The organism is Xanthobacter sp. DMC47 (genome assembly GCF_056313845.1).
Map to the genome: position 1 here is coordinate 539266 of NZ_JBQUZM010000001.1, position 16508 is coordinate 555773.

Genomic DNA, 16508 nt, shown 5'->3' on the forward strand with positions numbered 1-16508 from the left:
TCCGGGTGCCGGGCGGAATTTCGACAGGAAAGCGGCGGCTTTGCTGCGGGCGGGGTCGCCGCCCACAGATCGACGAAACGTGATCTTTTCGCCACGGCGGGCGCGGCGGCTCAGTCCGTAAAGCCGGCCACGCGGTGCGGCACGTAGGGCGCCTCCAGCGCGGCGATCTCCTCCGCCGTCAGCGCCAGCGAGAGGGCCGCCACCGCGTCCGTGAGATGGCCCGGCTTCGAGGCGCCGATGATGGGCGCGGTGACGCCCTTCTTCTGCAGCATCCAGGCAAGCGCCACCTGCGCGCGCGGCACGCCCCGCGCGGCGGCGATGGCGCCCACCGCGTCCACCACCTCCCGGTCGCCCGCCACATAGAGCGTCTTGCCGAATTCGTCGCTCTCCAGGCGATAGGTCGCCTCGTCCCACGCCCGCGCCAGCCGGCCGCGCGCCAGCGGGCTCCACGGGATGACGGCCACGCCTTCCTCGATGCACAGGGGCAGCATCTCGCGCTCCTCCTCGCGATAGAGGAGGTTCATGTGGTTCTGCATGCTCACGAAGCGCGTCCAGCCGTTGAGGCGCGAGATGTAGATCGCCTTGGCGAAGCGCCATGCCGGCATGGAGGAGGCGCCGATGTAGCGCGCCTTGCCCGCCTTCACCACATCGTGCAGCGCCTCCAGCGTCTCCTCGATGGGGGTGGCGTGGTCGAAGCGGTGGATCTGGTAGAGGTCCACATAGTCCGTGCCGAGCCGGCGCAGGCTGGCATCGATCTCGGCCATGATCGCCTTCCGCGAGAGGCCCGCGCCATTGGGGCCGGGACGCATGCGGTTGAACACCTTGGTGGCGAGCACCACCTCCTCGCGCCGCACAAAATCCTTCAGCGCGCGGCCGACGATCTCTTCCGACGTGCCGTCCGAATAGACGTTGGCGGTGTCGAGGAAATTGATGCCGAGGTCGAGGGCCTGCCGGATGAGCGGACGGCTCTCCTCCTCCTTCAGGGTCCAGGCGTGGGAGCCGCGGTTGGGCTCGCCGAACGTCATGCAGCCGAGGCACAGCTTCGAGACCTCAAGGCCGGTCGCGCCGAATTTCACGTAGTCCACTGCCGTCTCCCGCGATGAAGGCGCCCACCATGGCCGCCGGGGCGCCACTTGCAAGCGTTCAGTGCATCACGATACCGCGCTCATCCCGCGCGGATGGGCGCGCACCAGGGCGCCGGCGGCGGCGCCCGCCTCCTCGAACCAGCTCGCATCGCGATGCACCAGCGAGGCGGAGAAGGCACCATCCAGCAGCAGCAGGATCTGCCGCGCCAGCGCCGTGGGCGCGGCGAAGCCGGCGGCCTCCAGTTCGCCCGCCAGCCACGTGGCGAAGGCCGCCTTGTGGCGCGCGCCGATCTTCACCGCCGGGTGTCCGGGCAGCGCGGCCAGTTCCGCCGTGGTGCGCAGGAAGCCGCAGCCCTTCCACTTGGGATGCCGCGCGCTCTTGGCGAGGGCCGCGAAGATGGCCGCGAGCTTCGCGTCCGCCCCGCCCTCGGCGGCGGCGAACCATGCCGCCATCTGTTTCAGGTTGGGCTGGTCGCGGGCGTCGAGATAGGCCGCGACGAGGTCGTCCTTGCTGTCGAAATGATAGTAGAGCGTCCGCTTGGTGACGCCCGCCTTCTCCGCCACCGCATCCATGCTCACGCGGCCGATGCCCTCCGCATAGAACAGCTTCGAGGCGGCCTGGACGATCTTTCCGCGCGTGTCGGTGGGGCGGGTACCGGAGGGCTTGGGCATGGCCGCAAGGTATACCGTACAGTGAGTATACTCAACCGGCCGCTGCGTGCAGGGTCGGCTCCTCATCGAACGGGGAGATCATTCATGACAGCGAACGAGACGGACCTTGTGCTGAAGACGGTCGAAGGCGCCATCGCCACCCTCACCCTCAACCGCCCGGAAAAGCTCAACGCACTGAGCTACGCCACCATCGAGACGCTGCTGCGCCACCTCGACGAAATCGAGGGCGACGACGGCATCCGCGGCGTCATCCTCACCGGCACCGGACGCGCCTTCTCTGCGGGCGGCGACATTCCCGAATTCTCCCGCTCGGTGGCGCAGAGCCCGGAGGCCGCGTTGCGCGATTTCGTGGCGCGCGGCCAAAGGCTGACGGCGCGGGTGGAAGCCTTCCGCAAGCCGCTGGTGGTGGCGGTCAATGGCCTCGCCTATGGCGGCGGCTGCGAGGTGACGGAGGCGGCGCCGCTGGCCATCGCCAGCGATCGCGCGGTGTTCGCCAAGCCCGAGATCCGCCTCGGCATGCCGCCCACCTTCGGCGGCACCCAGCGCCTGCCGCGCCTCGCCGGCCGCAAGCGGGCGATGGAGCTGCTGCTCACCGGCGAGACCTTCACGCCTGCGCGCGCGCTGGAGCTGGGGCTGGTGAACGCCGTGGTGCCCCACGACGAGCTGCTGCCCCGCGCCCGCGACCTCCTGGAGCGAATCCTCGTCCACTCCCCGCTCGCCGTTTCCACCATCCTCACGGCGGTGACGCGCGGCATCAACCTGCCCATCGCCGAGGGCCTGCTGGTGGAGGCCGAGCAGTTCGCCCGCATGGCCCCCACCGCCGACCTGCGCGAGGGGCTCGATGCCTGGATCGCCCGCCGCGCGCCTGCCTATCCGGGCCTGTGGACCGCATCTGCGGAGGGCTGACCATGGAGGGACACACCAGCTTCACCCGCGAGACGTTCGCTGCCTTCGCCGCCAACGACCGGCCCGGCCCGGTGCACCTGCTGAACCTCATCCGCCTGCGCCCGCGCGTGGCCTATGCGGACGGGCGCATCACCACCGGCGCCGAGGCCTATGACGCCTACAGCCGCCTCAGCGCGCCGGTGCTCGCGGAGATGGGCGGGCGCATCGTGTGGCGCGGCGGCTTCGAGCTGTCCCTCGTCGGGCCGCCGGAGACCCATTGGGACATCGCCTTCATCGCCGAATATCCCAGCCCCGGCGCGTTCGTGCAGATGCTGCGCGATCCGCGCTACCGCGAGGCCATGGCGCACCGGCAGGCCGGCGTCGCCGACAGCCGGCTCGTGCGCTTCGATCCCCTGCCGGCCGGCGCCGGCTTCGCGGGATGATTGGCGGCGCGGCATCGCAGGGTGCCGCGCCCCGCTCTCAGTCGGCAGTGCCCAGCGGCCACCCGGCCTGCGGCGCCGCCTGGCCCTCCGCTTCCAGCCAGCGCGCGAGGGCATCGATGTTGCGCGGATTGCGCGGCGATCGGCTGCGGATGAAATGGAAACCGCTCTCAAGCTCCATCAGCGGCCCCAGCACCCGCAGTCTCCCGGCGGCGAGATGGGCGTCCAGGTAACGCGCATCAGTGAGCACGACGCCGGCCCCGGCCAGCGCCGCCTCCAGCGCCTGCGCCCGGTTCTCCACCACCATGCCGCCGGCCGGAGCCTCGCCCTTCTGCCGCGTCTGTTGCCACCACAGCGGCCAGTCGCGGAAGCGGGCGCGGGCGCGGATCACCGGCCAGTCGGACGGCCGGCCCAGCGCCAGGCCGGGCGCGGCGGCGGGCACCAGCGTCTCGCGGAAGAGAAGCCGCGCCTCTATGCCGGGCCAGTCGCCCATGCCGTTGCGGATGGCGCAGTCCACATCCTCCCCGTCGAGATCCACCACGCGCTGCGTGGTCAGCACCGCGATCTCGATGTCGGGATGGGCGCGCTGGAAACGCGGCAGGCGCGGCAGCAGCCAGTTGGCGGCCAGCGTGTTCACGGTGGAGAGCCGGATCTGCCGGGCGCGCCTCTGGAGGGGCGCCACCGCCGCCTCGATCCGGCCGATGGCATCGCCCATGGCGGCGAGGAGCGCGGTGCCCTCGTCCGTCAGCACGCAGACCCGGCCGGAGCGGGTTACGAGCCGCGCGCCCAGTTCCGCCTCCAGATCCGCGATGCGGTGGGAGAGCGCGGAGCGCGAGATGCCCAGCGCCTCGGCGGCCGCCCCCTGCCTTTTGTGCCGCGCCAGCGCATCAAGGGCCGCGAGGCCGCGTAGCGACGGCAGGTTGGAGGACATGAGCGCTTCCCGGACGAACCAAACAGGTGAGAACTTCTCACCCATTTCAGCCCAAACATCCGCTAGCTTCCAGCCCGATCATTGTCTGAGGACCACCCCATGACAGGCCCCGCCCGCACGCCGCTCGCAGCCGAGGACGTGCCGCCCCGCACCAAGCCCTCCAACTATCCCGCGCCCTTCGCCGCGCGCATGGCGGGGCGGGAGAAGCGGCAGTTGGGCGACGCCTTCGGCCTCTCGCGCTTCGGCGTGAACCTCACCACGCTGGCGCCCGGCGCACAGTCCGCGCTGCTGCACCGGCACAGCCTGTCGGAGGAGTTCGTCTATATCCTCGCCGGCACGCCGACCTTGCGCACCGACGAGGGCGAGTTCCTGCTCGGCCCCGGCATGTGCATCGGCTTTCCGGCGAACGGCCTCGCCCATCATCTCGTCAATAAAAGCGCGGAAGAGGTCCGCTATCTGGAGATCGGCGACCGGGATCCCCATGATGCCGGCACCTATCCCGAGGACGATCTGGTGGCGCAGTTTTCCGCCGCCGGCTGGTCCTTCACCCGCAAGGACGGAACCCCATGGTGAGGCCCGCATGATTTCCCACGTGAATATCGGCACGAACGACATCGTTGCCGCGAAGGCCTTCTACGATCCGCTGATGGCGCGCCTCGGCTGGCGCCTGCGCTTCTTCGATGCCGCCGACGGGAAGGCCGGATGGCAGCCGGCGGAGGGGCGCTTTCCCCTGTTCCTGCTGTGCCTTCCCTTCGACGGCGGCCCCGCCGCGCCCGGCAACGGCGCCATGGTCGCCCTGCTCGCGCCGGACCGGGCGAGCGTGGACGACATCCACCGCTTGGCGCTGGCCGCCGGCGGCACGGATGAAGGCGGGCCGGGGCTTCGGCCGCACTATCACCCAAACTATTACGGCGCCTATTTCCGCGACCGCGACGGCAACAAGATCTGCGTCTGTTGCCATGCGGCGGAGGAGACACCGGCGCCGTGACCCATCCAGAGGCCCCCGACGTGACCCTTACGCGCGAGCAGATGCACGCCCACGCGCAGGCCTGGATCGCCGCCTGGAACCGGCGCGACGTGGAGGCGGTGCTCTCCGCCTTCACCGACGATGCGCGCTTCCGCAGCCCCATCGCCCTGCAGATGACCGGGAGCGCAACGCTGGAAGGCCGCCCGGCCATCGAAGCCTATTGGCGGGCGGCGCTGGGGCGCATCGAGCGGCTGGAATTCCGCCTCCTCGCCGCCATCTGCGATGAGCCGGGCCAGCGCATGGTGGTGCATTACGAGGCGACCCTCGGGGACACCACCCGCCGCGCATGCGAAATCTTCGTCTTTCGCGGCGGGCTGAAGATCGAGGCCGAAGCGCTCTATGGCGATACGGTCGCGCTGCCCGGTGGCGGCGCGGCGGGCGCCTCGGCAGCGGCCGGCCCCGTCTCCGACATGGCGAAGAGATAGAGCAGGAAGCCCGCCGCCGCGATGGCGGCCAGTGTCAGGAAGGCGGCGCTGTAACCGGCGGCGACGATGGTCACGCCGGCGATGGAGGCCGAAAACGCCGCCCCCAGCCCCTGCGCCGTGGCCACCGCCCCCTGGCTGACATTGAAGCGCCCGGTGCCGCGCGTGAGGTCGGCCACCACCACCGGGAAGAGCGCGCCGAAGATGCCCGCGCCCACGCCATCGAGGCACTGCACGGCGAACAGCCAGAACGGGTTGCTGGACAGCGTGTAGAGCGCGCCGCGCAGCGCCAGCACGGCGAAGGCGACGAGGAAGATGGGCTTGCGCCCCCACGCATCCGCCTTCGCGCCCACCATGATGGCCATGGGCACCATCACGCACTGCGCCGCCACGATGCAGAGCGCGATGAGCGAGGTCGCCTGCTCCTTGCCCACCACATAGGTCAGCAACTGGCCGGTGGTGGGCAGCATGGCCGCGTTGGAAAGGTGAAAGAGGAAGCAGGTGAGCGCGAAGATCAGCAGCGGCCGGCTCGACAGGAGCGTCTTGAGGCCCGAGGGATGTTCATGGTGGGCGGCATCGTGGGCGAGGCCGCGGGCCAGCGTGTCGTCGATCTCCCGGCGCGGCACCACCAGCATGGCGCCGATGCTGCACGCGGCCAGCACGGCCATGAGCCAGAACACCACGATGGGACCGAACAGCACCGCCGTGCCGGCGGCGATGGCGGCGGACACCGCATTGCCGAGATGGTTGAACGCCTCGTTGCGCCCGATGCGCCGCGCAAACGCCTTCTGCCCCACGAGGCCCAGCGTGATGCCCGAGAGCGCGGGCGGGAAGATGGCCCCCGCCATGGCCGCCAGCGACTGGCTGCCCGCCACCAGATAGAAGTTCGAGAGGAAGGGCAGCGACAGGCAGGCGATCGTCACGGCAAGCGCGCCGGCGATCACGATGGCCGGCTTGTTGCGGCTGCTGTCGATGAGCGCGCCGGCCGGGGTCTGGGCGAGGAGCCCGGTGAGGCCGGCGATGGTCATCACGAAGCCAACGGTGGCCTCCGTCCAGCCCTGCTCCGGCCCGCGCACGGCGAGGAGATAGATGGCGAGATAGGGCCCGAGCCCGTCGCGCACGTCCGCCAGGAAGAAATTGAGCGCATCGAGCCCCAGCATAGCGCGGCGCGACGGCCCCGGATGGACCGCCTCTCCGCCACCGCCCTGCCCCACCCCATCACCCGCGACCATCGGCTGCCCCCCGAAACTCGTCGTTCCCTGCGCGGAAAAGCGGCCGAATCGTCCTGCCATCACGGCATGACACAGCGGCAGCGTGACAACGCCGTCGGATACGGTCCAGATCCCGCTCACCATGCAGTCGATTTCGCCGGCGTGGCGGACGCAGCGTCATCCGAATCCGCTTTACGTTGGGGGGAGACAACCTTAGGTTCCGCCTCCGCCCGCGCCAGGGGTCCTGCGTGCGGGCGACCTGCGTTGCGGGGATTTGGGAGGGACGGAGCGCGATGAAGCGGTCTGCTCAGATCAGCCTCGGCCTGCTTCTCGGCGGGACGGTGCTGACCTTCTACGCCTGCAATGGCCCCGACGAAACCGCCGCCGTTATCTATGAGGGCAATCACGTGGACGCAGTGCGCCAGTGCGTCGCCGACGACGTGCCGGCGCAGACCTGCGAAGCCGCCTATGTCGAGGCGCAGCGCGCCCATGCGCGGAGCGCGCCGCGCTTCACCTCCCGCGCCGAGTGCGAGCGCGCCACCGACAGCGCCTGCGATTTCAACCTGGTGCCGCGGCCCGACGGCACCGTCGCCCTGGTGATGGCGCCGCTCATGACCGGCTTTCTTCTCAGCCTGGCCGCGCCTGGCCGCCAGGCGAATCTCGGCACGGCCCTCTATCGCTCGTTGCAAGACCCCACCTCCTACCGGCAGCTCCCCGCCTTCGCTGGCGTCGGTGCCGGCGGCGGCATGGCCCTCGGCCCGACGACGGTTGGCGGGGGCAAGGGCATCGGCGCGGGGGGACGCGGCGGGTTCGGCGCCCATGGCAGCGGAGGCAAGGGCGGCGGGGGAAAAGGCGGCGGCTCCTGATGCGGCGCCATTCCATCTCCCCGCGCCCGGACTGGCGCGCGACGGCCACGCGCCTCGGCTTCCACTTCGCCGACATGTACGGCGCGCCCTATTGGGACGAGAGCGCCATGTTCTCGTTCAGCCTCGCGGAGATCGAGGGCGCCATCGAGGACCCGAGCCGCGACCTCCACCAGATGTGCCTCGCCCTCGCCGAACGCGCGGTGGCGGATCCGCAGGTCATGGCGCGCCTCGGCGTGCCGGAGGCCCATCGCGATCTGGTGGCGGCCTCGTGGCGCGCCGCCGAACCCACGCTCTACGGCCGCTTCGACCTCGCCTATGACGGCACGGGGCCGGCCAAGCTGTTGGAGTACAACGCCGATACCCCCACCGGCCTCTATGAGGCCGCCGTCTTCCAGTGGATCTGGCTCGAGGAGGCGCGCAGCCTCGGCATCGTTCCGGCCGCCGCAGACCAGTTCAATTCGGTGCACGAACGCCTCGTGGCGCAGTTCGCCGCCATGGGCACCGGGCCGCGCCTGCACCTCGCCGGGATGCTGGACGACGTGGAGGATGGCGGCACGCTGACCTATCTCGCCGATTGCGCGCAGCAGGCCGGCAACCGGGTGCAGCTCATCAACATGGCCGACATCGGCGTCGATGCGCGCGGGCGCTTCATCGATCTCGACAACCTCGTCATCTCGCGGATGTTCAAGCTCTATCCGTGGGAATGGATGTTCGACGAGGCCTTCGCCGTCCACCTCGCCGGCGCCCGCTGCTCGTATATCGAGCCGCCGTGGAAGGCGCTGCTCTCCACCAAGGCGATCCTGCCCCTGCTGTGGGAGATGTTCCCCGGCCACCCCAACCTGCTGCCGGCCTATTTCGCGGGCGATCCCCGCGCCGAGGCGCTGGGCGATCACGTGGTGAAGCCGCTGTTCTCGCGCGAGGGCGAGAACGTGACGCTGGTGCGCGGCGGCCGAGTGGAAACGACGCCCGGCCGCTACGGGGCGGAAGGCCATGTGGTGCAGGCGGCCGCGCCGCTCTTCGAATCGGCGTACGGCCATGCGGTGATCGGCAGCTGGATCGTCGGCGACACCGCCTGCGGCATGGGTATCCGCGAGGATGCCTCGCCCATCACCGCCAACCTCTCCCGCTTCGTGCCACACATCATCGACGGCTGAGCCCCCTCACGGCTCGGCGCGATGCTCCCCGCGGGCGGCTTCCCACACTTCGCGGGCGGCATCGAGGTTGAGGGCGGCGATGGCGAGGCCGACGATGAGGTCCGGCCACGCCGAGCGCCACAGGAAGGCGGTGACGGCACCGGCCACGATGATCGCCACATTGGCGAAGGCGTCGTTGCGGGCGGAGAGGAAAGCGGCCTTCGTCAGGCTGCCGCGATGGTTCCGGTAGCGGGCAAGCAGGAAGGCGCAGGTGAGGTTCACCGCCAGCGCGCCGAGGCCGGTGAGGGACAAGGCGAGGGGCTGCGGCGCCACCGGATCGAGGAACTTGTCCCAGGCGGTCCACACCGTCGCGAGGCCGGGAATGAGCAGGATCAGCGCCAGCGCCATGCCCACCTTCGCCCGCGCCCGTGCCGACCACGCGAGGGCGACGAAGATCAGGAGGTTGACGCTGGCGTCTTCCAGAAAGTCCACGCTGTCCGCGAACAACGAGACCGAGCCGATGGCCAGCGCCACCGCGAACTCCACGCCGAAATAGGCGAGGTTCGCCAGCGCCACCACCAGCACCGTCCGGCGCAGGCCGCCATGGTCAGAAACCTCAGCCCCCGTCATCGCGCCCCCTCGATCGTCATGCCCTGCGATCCTGCCGCAGGGTTACGCAAGGCGCGCCGCCTGTCGAGCGCTCAGGAGAGCACGCCCCGCCACACGGCCACCAGCAGGAACACGCCCATGCCGATGCGGTAGAACACAAAGGGCCAGGACGAGAGCCGCTCCATCACCCGCATCAGCGTCCAGATGGCGACGAAGGCGGAGAGCGAGGCGGTGACGAGGCCGACGCCGAGCACTTCCCAGCCCTGCATGTCGAGGCCGGCATGGTGCAGCTCCAAGAGTTCCTTCACGCCCGCCGCGAAGATGGCCGGCAGGCCGAGCAGGAAGGAGAAGCGGGCGGCATCCTCCCGGCGCAGGCCGAGGAACATGGCCGCCGTCAGCGTCGAGCCCGAGCGCGACACGCCGGGAATGAGCGCGCCCACCTGCGCAAGGCCCACCACCAGAGCGTCCGGCAGCTTGATCTGCGCGAAGGTGCGGGTGTGGCGGCTGGTCATTTCGGCGATGCCCAGCAAGAGGCCCATGACGAGGCTCGCCGCGCCGATGACCCACAATTCGCGGAAGGAGGAGCCGCAGGCGTTCAGCTTGCTCTTCAAGAGCACGCCGGCGATGACGATGGGGATGGTGCCGAGGATGATGCCGAGCACGGTCTTGGGCGCATGGGCGCTGAAATCCCCCGTCCGCACCGACGAGATCGTGCCGCACGCGAGCGCGCGCAGGTCGCTCCAGAAATAGGTCACCACCGCGAACAAGGCGGCGAGCTGCATGGCCGCCGAGAAGGCGGAGCCGGGATCGGGCCAGCCGAGCACCGCCGGCACGAGGCGCATGTGCGCCGTGGAGGAGATGGGCAGAAGCTCGGTGATGCCCTGGACGACGCCGAGGACGGCGACCTTGCCGGTGCCGAGGGCGACGAACCCGGTGTCCACCCCATTGGTGCAGACGCTGGCCATGGTGTCGATTTCCGCTTGCTGTGAGGTCGGCGTGGCGCCTGCGGAAGGCCGTGCGCACAAGGAAGAGCAAGCGCGCGCGAAGACAGGCGTCCCTTGCTATCTGCTTCGCGCGCGCGACGGAACCTTGCGGGGTGCGCGTTGTCACCGCAGTGCCGCTGCGGAAGTCTTGCGGCGCGGCGGTTGCCGGCTCCTCCCGGTGGATCACCTCGCGGAACGGAAGCCGCGCTTCACAGCGCCCGGGATGACGGGCCAGCTCCGGACAAAGCATTGTGATTTAATAACAATCTTCTCCATCCTCGCTCTCGCGCGGGGGTCGCGAGATGCCGCACCTCGCGACCGACCGGAGCAATTGCGAATGGAGATTGAAATCTTCTATGGTCCGTCGCCATCCATTGGGCCTGCGCCGCCCATTACTTTAGGTAATATCAAATATTACCTGACCTGAGGTCAGCCTGAATGGCGAATATTGAAGCCGTCCCGCCCACCGAAGAAGCGCCCCCGCCGCCTGTGGCCGTGCCCGAACCGGCGCGCCCGCAGCCCTTCGAGGGGCTGGCGCGGGAGCAGGTGTCGGAGATGCTGCGCCTGCCCCATTTCGGGCGGCGCGGGGCGCTGGTGGCGGTGGGGCTCATCGCGGTGCTGTGGGCGGCGAGCGGCTTCTACCGGGTGCAGCCGGACGAGCAAGGCATCGTGCTGCGCTTCGGCCAGTGGGTGGCGACGGAGCCCTCGGGCGTCCACTACCACTGGCCCTATCCCATCGAGACCATTCTCCTGCCCAAGACCACCCAGATCAACCAGATGGTCCTCGGCTCCCGCGACGGACGGCGCGAGCGCAGCCAGATGCTCACCGGCGACGAGAACATCGTCGAGGTGGACTGCGTGGTGTTCTGGCGCATCCGCGACGCCGGCCAGTTCCTGTTCAACGTCGCCGATGCAGAAGGCACCCTGCGCGTCACCGCCGAGAGCGCCCTGCGCGAAGTCATCGGCCAGAACCCCATTCAGGCGGCGCTCTCCGACAAGCGCCAGCAGATCGCCCAGCAGACGGAAGTCGTGCTCCAGCGCCTGCTGGACAAATATCAGGCCGGCATCGTCATCACGCAGGTGCAGTTGCTGCGCATCGATCCGCCCGCCGCCGTCATCGACGCCTTCAACGACGTGCAGCGCGCCCGGGCCGACCAGGAGCGCGCCCGCAACGAGGCCGAGGCCTACCGCAACGACATCCTGCCCCGCGCCCGCGGCGAGGCGGAGCGCATCGTGCAGGAGGCGCAGGCCTACGGCGAGCAGGCGGTGGACCTCGCCAAGGGCGAGGCGCAGAGCTTCCTCGCCGTGGAGGCCGCCTATGAGCGGCACAAGGACGTGACCCTGCGCCGCCTCTATCTGGAAGGCGTGGACGAGGTGCTGAAGCATTCCGGCCGGGTCATCGTGGACCTATCGGCCCACGGCAGCAGCATCGTGCCCTACCTGCCCCTCACCGAGGCGGACAAGCGCGCCGCCGCCCTCCCCGCCCCGCCCGTCGCGGATCAGGCCAGCGCGGGAGGCGCCAAATGAAGCGCGCCGGGTTCATCGCGCTGGGGGTGGGCATCCTCCTCGTCGCCTTCGCCTCCTCCTTCGCCTTCACCGTGCAGCAGACCCAGCGCGCGCTGGTGGTGCGCCTCGGCATGCCCATCGCCGTCGATGACAAGCCGGGGCTTTATTTCAAGGCGCCGTTCATCGACACGGTGATCACTTTCGAGCGCCGCCTGATTTCGCTGGAGCCGCCCGCCGAGCAGATCATCCTCGGCGACCAGAAGCGCATCGAGGCGAGCACCTACACCCGCTTCCGCATCAACGATCCGCTCGCCTTCTACCAGGCGGTGGGCGGCATCGAGCAGGGTCAGTCGCGGATCGCGCAGATCGTCAATTCGGCGGTGCGACGGGAGCTGGGACAGGCCAAGCTCGTGGACCTTCTCTCCACGGAGCGCGACCGCATCATCGACAAGATCCGCAACGAAGTGATCGAGCGCAGCCGGGCGCTGGGCGTGGACGTGGTGGACGTGCGCCTCTTGCGCGCCGACCTGCCCGCCGAGACCAGCCAGGCCATCTACGACCGCATGAAGTCCGAGCGCCAGCGCGAGGCCAAGGAACTGCGCGCGCAGGGCTTCGAGTGGGCGCAGGAGATCCAGGCCCGCGCCGACCGCCAGCGCACCGTGATCCTCGCGGAGGCACAGCAGAAGTCCAAGATCGCGCGCGGCGAGGCCGACGCCAAGGCCTCGCAGATCCTCGGCGAGGCCTATGACCACAGCCCCGCCTTCTACACCTTCCTGCGCACCCAGCAGACCTACAAGCAGACGCTGGCGGGCGCCTCGCCCATGCTGCTGCTCTCGCCCGACGCCGACTTTCTCGGCGCCCTGACGCGCGGGCCGACCCTCGCCGATGGCACGGGCGGACCGGCCAAAGGCACGCCCGCAGCCAGCACCCAGAAGCCGTGACCGGCCCCGCCCCGACGCATTCGAGAAGGACATCCGGCCATGGACCTCGGCGCTGACCTTTCCTGGTTCGGCACGAGCCTGAAGATCTTCCTCATCGACCTGCTGCTGAGCGGCGACAACGCATTGCTCATCGCGCTTGCCTGCCGCAGCCTGCCGGTGGCGCAGGTGCGCAAGGCGGTGGTGCTCGGGGCGGCGGGGGCTGTCTTCTTCCGGCTTGTCATCGCGGCCCTCGCCGGCACGCTGATGGCCATCCCTCTGCTGAAGATCGGCGGCGGGCTGCTGCTGGCGGTCATCTCCATCAATCTGCTGGTGGGGGAATACCGGCGCCGGCGCGAGGGCGAGCGGGAGGTGGAGTTGGACCCCTCCCTGGGACAGGGGGGCGGGCTGCTGGGGGCGGCGCTGGTCATCCTCATCGCCGACGCCATCATGAGCCTCGACAATGTGGTGGCCCTCGCCGCCGTCTCGGAAGGCCATCTCTCCTATCTGGTGGGTGGCGTGCTTCTGTCCGTGCCGCTCATCTTCTTCGGCAGCTTCGTGATGGCCGAGGCGATGAAGCACATTCCCGCCCTCACCTTCATCGGCACGGCCTTCCTTGGCTGGATCGCGGGCAGCCTCATCGTCAGCGATCCGCTCTGGTCCGGCTGGGTAGCGGCCAATGCGGAAGCGCTGTTCGTGCTGGTTCCGCCCGCCGCCGCCATCTTCGTGGTCGCCAACGCCCGCTTCACGGCGGATGCGCGCATGGCCGGGGACGGGAACAAGGCGCCGGCGCCGCCGAAGCGCGCGCGCCTCCTGCCGGCGCGCGCGGCGCCCGCGCCCGTCTCGGCCCCCGTCATTGCCCCCGTGGCAATAGCCCCGGCGGTGCCTGCACCGGTGACGGTGGCAGCCCCGGCGCCCGCCCCTTTGGCGATGGCCGTCTCCGCCCCTGCGCCCGTGGCGGTGACAGCCCCCGTGGCAATGGCGGCAGCCGTGGCCGAGCCTGCTCGCCCCGCCGAACCCGTCATCGCCCCCGCCCCCGTCCCGCCGCGCCCCCGTCCCGCCGCGCCGGTGCGGCGGCCCACCCAGAACCTGCCGCCTGCGCCCGATTATTCGGACAAGGTGATGATCTACGGGCTGATCGGGCTCTTCTGCCTCATCGCCGTGGTGATGATCAGCGTGCTCATCATGGCCCACGGGGTGGGCTGAGGCCCGGCTCTAATCCCGCCGCGCCCATGGCAGCACCACCGTCTCGCCCGCATGGGTGAGGCGCACGGCGTCCACCCCGAAGGCCTCAGCCAGATGGGCATCGTCCAGCACCTGCGCCGCCGTTCCCTCCACAAGGAGCCGGCCGTCCTTCATCAGCGCGAGGCGATCGCAGAAGCGGCCGGCCAGCGTCAGGTCGTGCAGCACCGCCACCACCACCGCGCCCCGCCGGGCGGTGGCGCGCAGCAGGGCCATCACTTCCAGCTGGTGGAGCGGATCGAGCGCGGCGGAGGGCTCGTCGGCGAGGAGGATGGGCGCCTCCACCGCCAGCGCGCGGGCGAGCAGCACCCGCGCCCGCTCGCCGCCGGAAAGGGTATCCGCCGAGCGCCGGGCGAGGCCTTCCACCCCGGCCGCCGCCATGGCCCGCCGCGCGGCCGCGTCCACCGCCGCCGTGCCGTGGGGCAGGCGCCCCAGCGCCACCACCTCCTCCACCGGCAAGGGCCAGTGGATGCGGCCATCCTGCGGGAGATAGGCGATGGTCCGGCCGAGCCCGCGCCGGCCGATGTCGCCAGCGCTGCGGCCGTCATAGAGCACATGGCCGGAGGCTGGCGCCTCAAGGCCGGCCAGCACGCGCATCAGGCTGGTCTTGCCGGCGCCATTGGGGCCGAGGAGGCCGAGGAAGGTGCCGCCCTCGACCTCCAGACTGAGGTCGCGCACAAGCGTTGCGGCGCCGCGCGCGACAGTGACGGAACGGGCGGCGAGCCTCATGCCTCCATCCCCCGTAAACGCGCGAGGAGGAACAGAAAGAAGGGCGCGCCGATGAGCGCTGTCACCACGCCGAGCTGCAACTCTGGCCGCGTGGGCACAAGGCGCACCACGATATCCGCGCCAAGGGTCAGCGCCGCGCCGGCGAGCCCGCTCGCGGCCAGAAGCCGGCCCGGCCGGTGGCCCACCAGCGGGCGCACCAGATGCGGCACCACGAGCCCGACGAAGCCGATGGCCCCCGCCACCGCCACGCTCGCCCCCACCGCCGCCGCCGTGCCGCCGATGACCAGCAGGCGCACCCGGCGCAAGGGGAAGCCGAGGCTTTCGGCGGCATCTTCCCCCAGTGTCAGCGCATCGAGCGCCGGTCCGGTCCGGAGCACCAGAACCCAGCCGACTGCCATGAAGGGCAGCGCCAGCGCCACGTGCACGAGGCTGCGGTCGGCCAGCGAGCCCATGAGCCAGAACACCAGCTCCAGCGCCGCATAGGGGCTGGGCGCCAGGTTCAGCGCCAGCGCCGTGAGCGCGCCAGCGAGGCTGGAGAGGGCGACGCCGGCGAGGATCAGCATCACCGTCCCCGCCCCCCGTGCCGCGAGGGCGAGGAGCACGGCGGTGGCCGCCGCCGCGCCCATCAGTCCGCCCAGCGGCAAGGCGAGCGCGAAGGAAGTGGAGAAGCCGAAATAGAAGGCGATGACTGCCCCCAGCGCCGCCGCGCCGGAGACGCCGACGACGCCGGGATCGGCGAGGGGATTGCGCATCAGCCCCTGCAACGCCGCCCCGGTGAGGCCGAGGCTGAAGCCCACCGCCGCGCCGAGGATGGCGCGCGGCAGGCGCAGTTCCGAGAGCACCAGCGCCGCAACACTCGGCCGGCCGGCGAGGAGATCGCCGAACGCCCCGCCAAGGTCGAGCGGGGCATAGCCCACCGCCACCGAGGCGCAGAACAACACCGCGACCAGGAGGCCGAGGGCAAGGACCGCGCGCGAGGGCATCAGCGCGCCCCCTCGGCGGCTGCGTGATGCAGGCCGGAGGGCCGCGCTGCTTCCGGCCCGGAGAGGCGCGCCCGCGCCGCCGCGAGCAGCGCCGCCGCCTCGGCGAGGTCCGGCCCGGCGCAGGTCCACAGCCTGAGCGGCAGGGCCAGCGTGCGGCCCTTGAAGGGCGCAAGCGCCGGATGATGCAGCAGCGCGTCCGCCAGCGAGGGCGGCGCCGCCTCATCGGCATTCACCACCACGAGATCGGGCGCGGCGCGGACGATCTCCTCCAGCGCCAATTGGCCCATCTTATCCGTGGGGAGGCGGCTCGCGAGGTTGGCGAGGCCGGCTTTCGCCATCAGTTCGTCGGCCAGCGAGCCGCGGCCCGTGGTGAAGCCGTTGGGGCGCAGCACCACGGCGGTCGGGCGCGGTCCCGCGACCGGCGGCAGACGCACGAACGCCGCCTGCATCTGCCCCACCATGGCCTCGCCCCGCTCCGGCACGCCGAGGCGCGCCGCCACCATGCGAATCTGGGCGTAGGCCTCTTCGAGGGTTTCGGGATCGGTCAGTTCCACCACCTCGAAGCCGAGGCGGCGCAGCATGGCGGTGGCGTTGCGGGCGGTGTAGGCGCCGGCCAGCACGAGGTCCGGCTTCAGCGGCACCACCTCCTCCGCCAGCCCGCGATTGACGGGCACGCCGCGCGCAAGGTCCGCCACGTTGGACGAGAGCGGATCGCGCGCCAGATGGGTGACGGAGAGCACCTGCCCGGGATCGGCGAGCCGCAGGGCCAGCTCGTCCGAGCAGAGGTTCAAGGAGACGACGCGGGGCCGGACGTGCGTCTCTTCCGCCCGCGCCGGGGCGCAGGCCAGAAGAGCCGCGAGCATCAGT

The 16508-nt window shown here is 70.7% G+C and carries 19 protein-coding genes; 10 read left to right on the forward strand and 9 right to left on the reverse strand.

Features of this window, described 5'->3' with window-relative positions; all coding sequences use genetic code 11:
• Positions 1-110: 110 nt before the first annotated feature.
• Positions 111-1085, reverse strand: a complete 975-nt coding sequence (locus ACT54R_RS02570) for an aldo/keto reductase (RefSeq protein WP_168460775.1) — start codon at positions 1083-1085, stop codon at positions 111-113.
• Positions 1086-1151: 66 nt separating this feature from the next.
• Complete coding sequence (locus ACT54R_RS02575) at positions 1152-1757, reverse strand: TetR/AcrR family transcriptional regulator (protein ID WP_476323203.1); 606 nt, start codon at positions 1755-1757, stop codon at positions 1152-1154.
• Between the two features lie 84 nt (positions 1758-1841).
• Between ACT54R_RS02575 and ACT54R_RS02580 the strand changes: the two genes are divergently transcribed.
• Together ACT54R_RS02580 and ACT54R_RS02585 are read left to right on the forward strand one after the other, a co-directional pair.
• Positions 1842-2663 carry a crotonase/enoyl-CoA hydratase family protein gene (locus tag ACT54R_RS02580; RefSeq protein ID WP_476323206.1) on the forward strand — a complete coding sequence of 274 codons (822 nt, stop codon included), beginning with the start codon at positions 1842-1844 and terminating at the stop codon, positions 2661-2663.
• Positions 2664-2665: 2 nt separating this feature from the next.
• Positions 2666-3085 carry a DUF1330 domain-containing protein gene (locus tag ACT54R_RS02585; RefSeq protein ID WP_476323209.1) on the forward strand — a complete coding sequence of 140 codons (420 nt, stop codon included), beginning with the start codon at positions 2666-2668 and terminating at the stop codon, positions 3083-3085.
• Between the two features lie 37 nt (positions 3086-3122).
• Here the strand turns inward: ACT54R_RS02585 and ACT54R_RS02590 are convergent, their stop codons facing one another.
• Positions 3123-4013 (reverse strand): LysR substrate-binding domain-containing protein, encoded by an 891-nt coding sequence (locus tag ACT54R_RS02590; protein ID WP_476323212.1) that lies wholly within the window; start codon positions 4011-4013, stop codon positions 3123-3125.
• Positions 4014-4112: 99 nt separating this feature from the next.
• On the opposite strand from ACT54R_RS02590, the gene ACT54R_RS02595 reads away from it, so the two are divergent.
• From ACT54R_RS02595 to ACT54R_RS02605, 3 genes are read left to right on the forward strand one after another with little or no spacing between them, the layout of a single operon-like run.
• Complete coding sequence (locus ACT54R_RS02595) at positions 4113-4586, forward strand: cupin domain-containing protein (protein WP_476323215.1); 474 nt, start codon at positions 4113-4115, stop codon at positions 4584-4586.
• Between the two features lie 7 nt (positions 4587-4593).
• Entirely contained in the window at positions 4594-5001 is a 408-nt protein-coding gene (locus ACT54R_RS02600) for a VOC family protein (protein ID WP_476323218.1), read from the forward strand.
• Positions 4998-5465, forward strand: coding sequence for a nuclear transport factor 2 family protein (locus ACT54R_RS02605; protein WP_476323221.1), 468 nt, complete (start codon positions 4998-5000; stop codon positions 5463-5465). The genes ACT54R_RS02600 and ACT54R_RS02605 overlap by 4 nt, the downstream gene beginning before the upstream one ends.
• On the opposite strand, the gene ACT54R_RS02610 is transcribed toward ACT54R_RS02605, so the two are convergent.
• Positions 5378-6694: an MFS transporter gene (locus tag ACT54R_RS02610; RefSeq protein ID WP_476323224.1), complete on the reverse strand. Its 1317-nt coding sequence runs from the start codon at positions 6692-6694 to the stop codon at positions 5378-5380. The two genes, ACT54R_RS02605 and ACT54R_RS02610, sit on opposite strands and share 88 nt — an antisense overlap.
• A gap of 272 nt (positions 6695-6966) precedes the next feature.
• On the opposite strand from ACT54R_RS02610, the gene ACT54R_RS02615 reads away from it, so the two are divergent.
• Positions 6967-7539, forward strand: a complete 573-nt coding sequence (locus tag ACT54R_RS02615; protein WP_476323227.1) for a DUF1190 domain-containing protein — start codon at positions 6967-6969, stop codon at positions 7537-7539.
• Positions 7539-8693, forward strand: coding sequence for a glutathionylspermidine synthase family protein (locus tag ACT54R_RS02620; protein WP_476323230.1), 1155 nt, complete (start codon positions 7539-7541; stop codon positions 8691-8693). Before ACT54R_RS02615 ends, ACT54R_RS02620 begins: the two co-directional genes overlap by 1 nt.
• Before the next feature lie 6 nt (positions 8694-8699).
• Here ACT54R_RS02620 and ACT54R_RS02625 read toward each other — a convergent pair whose 3' ends face one another.
• Together ACT54R_RS02625 and uppP are read right to left on the reverse strand one after the other, a co-directional pair.
• Positions 8700-9302 carry a cation efflux transmembrane domain-containing protein gene (locus tag ACT54R_RS02625; RefSeq protein WP_476323233.1) on the reverse strand — a complete coding sequence of 201 codons (603 nt, stop codon included), beginning with the start codon at positions 9300-9302 and terminating at the stop codon, positions 8700-8702.
• 71 nt (positions 9303-9373) lie between these two features.
• Positions 9374-10246 carry an undecaprenyl-diphosphatase UppP gene (uppP, locus tag ACT54R_RS02630; RefSeq protein ID WP_476323236.1) on the reverse strand — a complete coding sequence of 291 codons (873 nt, stop codon included), beginning with the start codon at positions 10244-10246 and terminating at the stop codon, positions 9374-9376.
• A 456-nt stretch (positions 10247-10702) separates the two neighbouring features.
• Between uppP and hflK the strand changes: the two genes are divergently transcribed.
• From hflK to ACT54R_RS02645, 3 genes are read left to right on the forward strand one after another with little or no spacing between them, the layout of a single operon-like run.
• Complete coding sequence (gene hflK, locus ACT54R_RS02635; protein WP_168460803.1) at positions 10703-11791, forward strand: FtsH protease activity modulator HflK; 1089 nt, start codon at positions 10703-10705, stop codon at positions 11789-11791.
• Positions 11788-12711, forward strand: a complete 924-nt coding sequence (hflC, locus tag ACT54R_RS02640; RefSeq protein ID WP_476323240.1) for a protease modulator HflC — start codon at positions 11788-11790, stop codon at positions 12709-12711. The genes hflK and hflC overlap by 4 nt, the downstream gene beginning before the upstream one ends.
• A 39-nt stretch (positions 12712-12750) precedes the next feature.
• The gene (locus ACT54R_RS02645) at positions 12751-13893 is read left to right on the forward strand and encodes a YjbE family putative metal transport protein (protein ID WP_476323243.1); all 1143 of its coding nucleotides are present in this window, start codon (positions 12751-12753) and stop codon (positions 13891-13893) included.
• 9 nt (positions 13894-13902) lie between these two features.
• Here the strand turns inward: ACT54R_RS02645 and ACT54R_RS02650 are convergent, their stop codons facing one another.
• From ACT54R_RS02650 to ACT54R_RS02660, 3 genes are read right to left on the reverse strand one after another with little or no spacing between them, the layout of a single operon-like run.
• Complete coding sequence (locus ACT54R_RS02650; protein ID WP_476323246.1) at positions 13903-14658, reverse strand: ABC transporter ATP-binding protein; 756 nt, start codon at positions 14656-14658, stop codon at positions 13903-13905.
• Positions 14655-15641, reverse strand: coding sequence for a FecCD family ABC transporter permease (locus ACT54R_RS02655; RefSeq protein WP_476323249.1), 987 nt, complete (start codon positions 15639-15641; stop codon positions 14655-14657). Before ACT54R_RS02655 ends, ACT54R_RS02650 begins: the two co-directional genes overlap by 4 nt.
• Complete coding sequence (locus ACT54R_RS02660; protein WP_476323252.1) at positions 15641-16504, reverse strand: ABC transporter substrate-binding protein; 864 nt, start codon at positions 16502-16504, stop codon at positions 15641-15643. Before ACT54R_RS02660 ends, ACT54R_RS02655 begins: the two co-directional genes overlap by 1 nt.
• Between the last annotated feature and the right edge of the window lie 4 nt (positions 16505-16508).

Coding starts and splice junctions, on each gene's coding strand:
- ACT54R_RS02655 (WP_476323249.1), bottom strand. CDS start 15,641: ATGCCCTCGCGCGCGGTCCTTGCCCTCGGCCTCCTGGTCGCGGTGTTG.
- uppP (WP_476323236.1), bottom strand. CDS start 10,246: ATGGCCAGCGTCTGCACCAATGGGGTGGACACCGGGTTCGTCGCCCTC.
- ACT54R_RS02650 (WP_476323246.1), bottom strand. CDS start 14,658: ATGAGGCTCGCCGCCCGTTCCGTCACTGTCGCGCGCGGCGCCGCAACG.
- ACT54R_RS02600 (WP_476323218.1), top strand. CDS start 4,594: ATGATTTCCCACGTGAATATCGGCACGAACGACATCGTTGCCGCGAAG.
- ACT54R_RS02575 (WP_476323203.1), bottom strand. CDS start 1,757: ATGCCCAAGCCCTCCGGTACCCGCCCCACCGACACGCGCGGAAAGATC.
- ACT54R_RS02590 (WP_476323212.1), bottom strand. CDS start 4,013: ATGTCCTCCAACCTGCCGTCGCTACGCGGCCTCGCGGCCCTTGATGCG.
- hflC (WP_476323240.1), top strand. CDS start 11,788: ATGAAGCGCGCCGGGTTCATCGCGCTGGGGGTGGGCATCCTCCTCGTC.
- ACT54R_RS02660 (WP_476323252.1), bottom strand. CDS start 16,504: ATGCTCGCGGCTCTTCTGGCCTGCGCCCCGGCGCGGGCGGAAGAGACG.
- ACT54R_RS02610 (WP_476323224.1), bottom strand. CDS start 6,694: ATGGTCGCGGGTGATGGGGTGGGGCAGGGCGGTGGCGGAGAGGCGGTC.
- ACT54R_RS02620 (WP_476323230.1), top strand. CDS start 7,539: ATGCGGCGCCATTCCATCTCCCCGCGCCCGGACTGGCGCGCGACGGCC.
- ACT54R_RS02585 (WP_476323209.1), top strand. CDS start 2,666: ATGGAGGGACACACCAGCTTCACCCGCGAGACGTTCGCTGCCTTCGCC.
- hflK (WP_168460803.1), top strand. CDS start 10,703: ATGGCGAATATTGAAGCCGTCCCGCCCACCGAAGAAGCGCCCCCGCCG.
- ACT54R_RS02645 (WP_476323243.1), top strand. CDS start 12,751: ATGGACCTCGGCGCTGACCTTTCCTGGTTCGGCACGAGCCTGAAGATC.
- ACT54R_RS02615 (WP_476323227.1), top strand. CDS start 6,967: ATGAAGCGGTCTGCTCAGATCAGCCTCGGCCTGCTTCTCGGCGGGACG.
- ACT54R_RS02595 (WP_476323215.1), top strand. CDS start 4,113: ATGACAGGCCCCGCCCGCACGCCGCTCGCAGCCGAGGACGTGCCGCCC.
- ACT54R_RS02625 (WP_476323233.1), bottom strand. CDS start 9,302: ATGACGGGGGCTGAGGTTTCTGACCATGGCGGCCTGCGCCGGACGGTG.
- ACT54R_RS02580 (WP_476323206.1), top strand. CDS start 1,842: ATGACAGCGAACGAGACGGACCTTGTGCTGAAGACGGTCGAAGGCGCC.